Source organism: Actinacidiphila acidipaludis, from assembly GCF_019890725.1.
GTDB classification, from domain to species: domain Bacteria; phylum Actinomycetota; class Actinomycetes; order Streptomycetales; family Streptomycetaceae; genus Actinacidiphila; species Actinacidiphila acidipaludis.
In genome coordinates, this window is sequence record NZ_JAINZZ010000048.1 from 54,982 (window position 1) to 61,692 (window position 6,711).

6 protein-coding genes are annotated in these 6,711 nt (G+C 75.3%); 4 read left to right on the top strand and 2 right to left on the bottom strand.

What is annotated here, in order from left to right:
- Positions 1-15: 15 nt before the first annotated feature.
- Positions 16-825 carry a nucleotidyltransferase domain-containing protein gene (locus tag K7862_RS28035; protein ID WP_222967394.1) on the top strand — a complete coding sequence of 270 codons (810 nt, stop codon included), beginning with the start codon at positions 16-18 and terminating at the stop codon, positions 823-825.
- Between the two features lie 28 nt (positions 826-853).
- The gene (locus K7862_RS28040) at positions 854-1,255 is read left to right on the top strand and encodes an SRPBCC family protein (RefSeq protein WP_222967380.1); all 402 of its coding nucleotides are present in this window, start codon (positions 854-856) and stop codon (positions 1,253-1,255) included.
- A 73-nt stretch (positions 1,256-1,328) separates the two neighbouring features.
- Here K7862_RS28040 and K7862_RS28045 read toward each other — a convergent pair whose 3' ends face one another.
- Positions 1,329-2,831 (bottom strand): FAD-binding protein, encoded by a 1,503-nt coding sequence (locus tag K7862_RS28045; protein ID WP_222967382.1) that lies wholly within the window; start codon positions 2,829-2,831, stop codon positions 1,329-1,331.
- Between the two features lie 321 nt (positions 2,832-3,152).
- Here K7862_RS28045 and K7862_RS28050 point away from each other — a divergent pair, with 321 nt between their 5' ends.
- Positions 3,153-4,190 carry an alpha/beta fold hydrolase gene (locus tag K7862_RS28050; RefSeq protein ID WP_222967384.1) on the top strand — a complete coding sequence of 346 codons (1,038 nt, stop codon included), beginning with the start codon at positions 3,153-3,155 and terminating at the stop codon, positions 4,188-4,190.
- Between the two features lie 62 nt (positions 4,191-4,252).
- Here K7862_RS28050 and K7862_RS28055 read toward each other — a convergent pair whose 3' ends face one another.
- Positions 4,253-5,818 carry an MFS transporter gene (locus K7862_RS28055; protein ID WP_262413935.1) on the bottom strand — a complete coding sequence of 522 codons (1,566 nt, stop codon included), beginning with the start codon at positions 5,816-5,818 and terminating at the stop codon, positions 4,253-4,255.
- A gap of 139 nt (positions 5,819-5,957) precedes the next feature.
- Between K7862_RS28055 and K7862_RS28060 the strand changes: the two genes are divergently transcribed.
- A complete protein-coding gene (locus K7862_RS28060; protein WP_222967386.1) occupies positions 5,958-6,593 on the top strand; it encodes a TetR/AcrR family transcriptional regulator in 636 nt (211 codons plus the stop codon).
- The last annotated feature ends 118 nt before the right edge of the window (positions 6,594-6,711 follow it).

Here is a 6,711-nt window from a genome sequence, read left to right on the forward strand (position 1 = left end):
GACGACCTGGCGGAGATGGCGGGGCGGCTGGCCGCGGTCGACGGCGTCGTCGGGGTGTGCCTGGGCGGCAGCCGGGCGCGCGGCACCCACCACCCGGACTCCGACGTCGACCTCGGCCTGTACTACCGGAAGCCGCTGGACACCGGGGCGTTGCGGGCGCTGGCGGCCGAACTGACGGGAGCCGACGTCGCGGTGACCGAGCCGGGCGGCTGGGGGCCGTGGGTGGACGGCGGCGCCTGGCTGACCGTCGACGGCCGCCCGGTGGACTGGATCTACCGTGACCTCGACCGGGTGCGGCGCGTATGGGAGGAGTGCTCGGCCGGCCGGTTCGAGATCGGGACGCAGCCGGGCCATCCGCTGGGCGTGTACTCGCACGCCTACGCGGGCGAGTTGGCGATGGGCCGCGTCCTGGCCGATCCCGCCGGGGAGTTGGGCGCGCTCCAGGACCGGATGCGGGAGTACCCCGCGCCCTTGCGTGACGCACTGGTCGACAGCGCGCGCTGGGAGCCGTCGTTCGTGGTCGCGAACGCGCGCAAGGGCGCGCGGCGCGGCGACGCGTTCTTCGTCGCCGGCTGCCTCTTCCGGGCGGTCGGCGTGCTGGTCCAGGCCCTGCACGCCGACGCGGGGCGGTGGCTGGTCAACGAGAAGGGCGCCGTCGACTCGGCGGGGCGGCTCCCGTCGGCGCCGCCCGGCTTCGCGGCCCGGGCGCACGGCCTGTTCGCGGCGGCCGGGCCGCGAGGCCGGGAGGCGCCGGAAGCGCTGGCGGCCGCGCTGGACGACGCCGACGCGCTGATCGCGGACGTTCGCGCGTGCCTGGCTCCGTAGCGGTGGCACCCGCGCGAGACTGGCGGTCATGACCACCACGTCGCGCCACATCAGCGCCTGGATCGCCCGTCCCGCGGCCGAGGTGTACGAATTCGCCCGCCGCCCGTCGAACCTCCCGTCGTGGGCCGCGGGCCTCGGCACCTCGGTCGAGGAGGTGGACGGCCGGTGGGTCGCCGACTCCCCCATGGGCCATGTCGTCGTCTCGTTCGCGCCGCCCAACGACTTCGGCGTCCTCGACCACGACGTGACGCTCCCGTCCGGTGAGACCGTCTCCAACCCCATGCGGGTCGTCCCGGACGACGGCGGCAGCGAGGTCGTCTTCACCCTGCGCCGCCGACCGGGCATGTCCGACGACGACTTCGCCCGTGACGCCGCCGCCGTCGCCGCCGACCTCGCCACCCTCAAGGCCCTCCTCGAACGCCCCGCCTGACCGGGGTGCCCGCGCCGCGCCGGGGCCGGTGACGGCCCGGGAGGTCCCGGCAGCCGCGCCAGGACCCGCGTCCTCAGGAGGAGAAGACGTGCTGCCCGGGGGCGAGCAGGCCACGGGGGTCGTAGCGGTGCTTGGCCGCGGTGAACTCCGGCCAGGCGCGGCCGTATTGGGCGCGCCAGTCGGCGGGCGTCATGGGGATGCTGCCGACGGGGTACTGGGTGCCGCCCGCGGCGCGGACCAGTTCGTAGGCCGCGTGGTTGGCCGCGGTGCGCGCGGCGATGGGCGCCGGATCGGCGGGGTCGAGCGTCCACAGCACGGCGAGCAGGTACGGCACCGGGTCGTCCGGGACGCGCAGCAGCGGGGTGTGCAGGCGCCGCCCGGTCAGGGGGTAGAGGAGGACGACGCCGCCGGGGCCGGTGTCCTGGCCGGTCAGCCGGCCGAGCAGGGTACGGGCGAGGTCCGCGGCACGGTCGCCGGGCAGCAGCAGGTTCAGCCACGGGTGGGCCCACGACCACAGACCGGCCTGTTCGAGGGCGGCCACACCGCCGGCGAGCCGGTTGAGGAAGTCGAAGTACCCCAGCGTCTCCGCGGTGATCGCACCGGCCTTGTCGTAGCGCAGTCCGCTGAGCAGCGCGGCGTCGTCGGGAGCGGGACCGGCGGGCGGACCGTAGGCGACCGCTTCGAGGACGTACCCGGTGAACGCGCCCTGCGCGTCCGGCGCGACCTCGCCCTCCACGTACGCGAAGCGGTCGTCCTCGGCCAGGCGGCGCTGGTCGTCGAGGAAGGTCTCCAGGTCCGTGTACGGGAGCAGGAAGTGCCGCACCGAGGTGGGTGCCGTCACCAGGCGCAGCGTCGCCGAGACGATGACCGCGCACTGGCCGAGGCCGGCGAGCACGGCCCGGAAGAGGTCCGGGCGGCGGGCGGGCGAGCAGGTGACGAGCTCGCCGGCGCCGGTGACGACCTGGAGTTCGGTGACGTTGTCGACCTGGGCGCCGTGCAGGTGCGACTGGCCGCCGAGGCCGCCGACGGACAGCGTGCCGCCGACCGACAGCTCCAGGTAGTCCGTGAAGACCGGCGGGGTCAGACCGTGCGCGAGGGTCGCGTGGACGACCGCGCTCCAGACCGTGCCCGCGCCGACCGTTACGGTGCCGGTGCCGGCCGGTCCCGGCCGGACCGGCCCGATGCCGTCGAGCGGCGCGGTCTCGATGATGAGCCCGCCCTCGACCTGGGCCTGGCCGTTGGTGCCGTGGCCCTGACCGCGGGCGGCGATCTGGATGCGGTGGGTGTTGCAGAACCGCACCATGGCGACGACGTCGGCGACGGAGCCGGGGCGCAGCACGGCGGCCGGGCGGCGGTGCACGATGTGCCCGAAGTCGTCGGCGTCGGCGTCGAGCGAGGCCGGGTCGGTCAGCAGGGTGCCGTCCAGCGGCGGGACATGGGCGAAGCCGCTCCCGGCGGCGGATGCCGGGGCCGCCTTGCCGGTGACCCAGGAACGGGTCAGCGGATCGAAGGCGATCACCCCGACGCCGGCGGCCAGACCGTGCAGGACGGTCCGTCGGGTGGGCTGCTGCAGCATGACTCCCCCTCCTCGGCAGGTCACGCCTGCCGACCTACGGTGCGGCGGCCCGCTCTGGCCGGGGCGCCGGAGACCAGCGTGATGCTACCGGCGTGCGGATCTTGACGCAGCGTCATACGGCGGATTGGTCCGGGCGCGTCGCGGCGGTCGCGGCACGGGCCGTCCCACCCCGGGGCTCCCGCGGCGCGACCCGCACCGCCAGCACGCCGGTTTGCCGGAGCGGCAACAAAGGTCGCACGGCGCGCCCTCGCCGCCGCATGATCACTCACGGAGCCGCGATCGCACCCGGCGGCCGCGTCGCCCGCACACCCAGGAGGTCCCATGCCGCAGCCCAGTCCCGTCCCCGGCGACGCCACGCACCGCCTGGTGCCGGGTCCCGCCGGCCGCGTCCATCTGGTGGAGCAGGGCACGGGGCCGCTGGTGCTGCTCGTGCACGGTTTCCCGGAGTCCTGGTACTCCTGGCGCCGCCAGCTGCCGGCCCTCGCCGCGGCCGGGTACCGCGCGGTCGCCGTGGACGTCCGCGGGTACGGGCGTTCCTCCCGTCCGGAGGATCCGGCCGCCTACCGGATGCGGGAACTGGTGGCGGACGCGGCCGCCGTGGTGCGCGCCCTGGAGGAGGAGACCGCGGTGATCGTCGGCCACGACTGGGGCGCGGGCATCGCCGCCAACGCCGCCCTGCTCCGGCCCGAGGTGTTCCGGGCGGTGGGCCTGCTCAGCGTGCCCTACACCCCGCGCGGCGGCCCGCGGCCCAGCGAGGTCTTCGCCGCGATGAGCGGCGGCGGGAGCGGGAGCGAGGACGCACCGGCCCGCGACGAGTTCTACGTCGGGTACTTCCAGCAGCCCGGCCGCGCCGAGGCCGAGATCGAGCCGGACGTCCGCGGCTGGCTCGCCGGGTTCTACGCCGCGCTGTCCGCCGACACGATGCCGGCGGCCGGCGCCCCCGACCCGCACTTCGTCCGCCGCGGCGGGACGCTGCGCGAGCGCTTCCCCGTCGGCGCGCTGCCTTCCTGGCTGTCGGAGGACGAACTCGGCGTGTACGCCGAGGAGTTCGAGCGGACGGGCCTGACGGGGGCGCTGAACCGGTACCGGAACATGGACCGGGACTGGGAGGACCTCGCCGACCTCGACGGTGCGCCCGTCCGCCAGCCCTCGCTGTTCGTGGGCGGGGCGCTCGACGCCTCCACCACGTGGCTGGCCGACGCCGTCGCCGCCTTCCCCGCGACCCTGCCGGGTCTGGTCGCGTCGCACATCCTCGACGGCTGCGGGCACTGGATCCAGCAGGAGCGCCCGGCCGAGCTCAACGCGATCCTGGTCGACTGGCTGAACGGCCTGCCCGAGCAGGCGCCCGGGATCGGGTGACTCCCGGACGGCGGCGGGCCGGCCCCGGCTGGGCCGGCCCGCGCCGGCGGCAGCCGTCACCCTCAGGTCTCCGCCGGCGCGCCGTGTCCCGGCGCGTCGTCCGGGGCCTTGCGCGGCAGCAGACCGACCGCGGGAAGGCAGACGGCGGCGACCGCGAGGACCACGATCAGACTGATCGTCATCGCCCGCCCCTGACCGCCGGTGTCGGCGATCCGGAAGAAGACCGACGTGACCGCCGCCGAGCCGATGCCCGCCGCGAGCTGCTGCACCGCGCTCAGCGAGCCGCTGGCGCTGCCGGCCTCGTCGCCGGCGATGTCCCCGAGCGCGACGTCGAAGATCGTGCCGTAGCAGGCGCCCATGCCGAGCCCGGTGAGGAACACCGCGGGGGCCAGTCCCCACAGGCTCAGGGACGTCCCGGAGTGCGCGACGAGCGCCAGCAGCCAGCCGCAGCCGCCCAGCACGAGGAGCAGGCCGATGCGGATCAGGTTCCGGCCGAGCCGCTTGATCAGCGCCATGCACGCGCCCGCCGAGACGATGATGCCGAGGGTCAGCGGCAGGAGGCCGAGCGCGGCCGTCCGCGGCGTGGCGTGCAGGCCGTCCTGCATGAACAGCGACAGCACGTAGACCAGACCGCTGGTCGCGGCGAAGACCACGAGACCGAGCAGCATGCCCGACGAGAAGCCCCGGTTGCGCAGCAGGGAGGGCTTGAGCAGCGGCTGGGCGGCGGTGCCCTGCCGGCGGGCGAAGGCGGCGAAGAACAGCAGGCCGGCGGCGACCGAGCCGATCGGCAAGGCCGTCCAGCCGTCGGTGGAGCCCTCGATCAGCCCGTACAGCAGGCCGAACATCGCGGCTGCGAGCAGCCCGGACCCGACGCCGTCGACCACGGTGTCCCGCCGGGCGTCCCGGTCGCGCGGCAGCAGCCGCAGGGCCAGGACGAGGCCGGCACCGCCGAGCAGCAGGTTGATCAGGAAGACCGGCCGCCAGGACAGTCCGGCGATGTCGGCGTCGATGACGAGTCCGGCGAGGACCGGCCCGCCGACCGAGGCGAGGCCGAGCAGCGGCCCGAACATCCCGAACGCCTTGCCCAGCATGTCCCGGGTGAAGGTCTTGGTCATGATCGCCATGCCCTGCGGGATCAGCAGCGCGCCGAAGGCGCCCTGCGCGACCCGGGCGACGATCAGCAGGGCGGGGTCGGGTGCGATGCCGCAGACGGCCGAGGCGGCGGTGAACCCGGCCATGCCGGCCAGGAAGAGCCGGCGCTGCCCGAACTTGTCGCCCAGCCGTCCGCCGATGACCAGCAGCACGCCCATGGCCAGGGCGTAGGACGAGCCCAGCCACTTGATGAGGCCGGGGCCGCCGCCGAGGTCGGCTGCGACGGTGGGCGCGGCGATGGTGGTCACCGTCGAGTCGATCATGTCGAGGGCGTCGGCGAGCAGGACCAGTCCCAGGATCGCCCACATCAGGCGGGTGGAGGGCGGCGTGCCGCCCGTGCCCGGTGGTGCGGCCTCCCCGGTCGGTGGCCCGCCCTGAGCGGTGCGCGCCGTGGAGGCCGCGGGCGAAGCGGACGCCGGTCCCGGCGTCGCTACGGGCGCCTCGGTCTGCGCGGGCTGCTGCGTCGTGGGATCCATGGCGCGCTCCTTCCGTGCGGGGTGGGCAAGGCGGCGCCGCGCCAGGGCGGGCCGGCCTCCTCCAGCATAAGCAGAGTCACTTCATTTTCATAATGCCTCTACTTTCGTAGTGGTCCTTGAAGCGGGCTACGATCGGGGCATGACCACACAGGGTGAGGTGGCGGCGGACCCCGGCGGGGGCTCGGGGCGGGACGCCGCCGCGCCCGCGCAGGGACGGCGCGAGCGGAAGAAGGCACAGACCCGGCAGGCGCTGGCGGACGCCGCTCTGCGGCTCTTCACCGAGCGCGGCTACGACCAGGTGACCGTCGCGCAGATCGCCGAGGAGGCGGACGTCGCCGTCGCCACGCTCTTCAAGCACGTGCCCGACGGCAAGGAGGCGCTGATCTTCGACGACGGCGTCGAGCGCCGTGAAGGACTGGTCGCCGCCGTCCGCGAGCGGCCGGAGGGCCGGTCGATCATCGCCGCGCTGCGTGCGTTCATCAGCGGCCGCGGTCCGTTCATGGCCGAACCCACGCCCGAGTTCCGCCGCAGGACCGCGCTGATCACCGGCACGCCCGCCCTCGCGGACTACTCCAGGAAGCTGTGGGTCGCGAGCGAGGACGCCCTCGCCGAGGCCGTGGCCGCCGAGGCCGGCCGCACGGCCGACGACATGACCGTGCGGGCGCTCGTCCGCTATGTGCTCGAAGTGCCCGACCTCGCCGGACGGGCGTCCGACCCGCGCGCCGCCATGGACGCCGTCTTCGACCTGCTGGAAGCGGGCTGGCCCGGCCCCTGAAGCCGGGCCATGCGGTCCGCGTTCTGCGCCTTGCTCCCTGCGCCCGGGTCAGCCGCGCCGCGTCAGCCCGAGCGGCCGGCGGCGGGCGGCACGGCGCCGGGCGCGGAACCCGGAGGCC

Coding starts and splice junctions, on each gene's coding strand:
- K7862_RS28035 (WP_222967394.1), top strand. CDS start 16: ATGGCGGGGCGGCTGGCCGCGGTCGACGGCGTCGTCGGGGTGTGCCTG.
- K7862_RS28050 (WP_222967384.1), top strand. CDS start 3,153: ATGCCGCAGCCCAGTCCCGTCCCCGGCGACGCCACGCACCGCCTGGTG.
- K7862_RS28040 (WP_222967380.1), top strand. CDS start 854: ATGACCACCACGTCGCGCCACATCAGCGCCTGGATCGCCCGTCCCGCG.
- K7862_RS28055 (WP_262413935.1), bottom strand. CDS start 5,818: ATGGATCCCACGACGCAGCAGCCCGCGCAGACCGAGGCGCCCGTAGCG.
- K7862_RS28045 (WP_222967382.1), bottom strand. CDS start 2,831: ATGCTGCAGCAGCCCACCCGACGGACCGTCCTGCACGGTCTGGCCGCC.
- K7862_RS28060 (WP_222967386.1), top strand. CDS start 5,958: ATGACCACACAGGGTGAGGTGGCGGCGGACCCCGGCGGGGGCTCGGGG.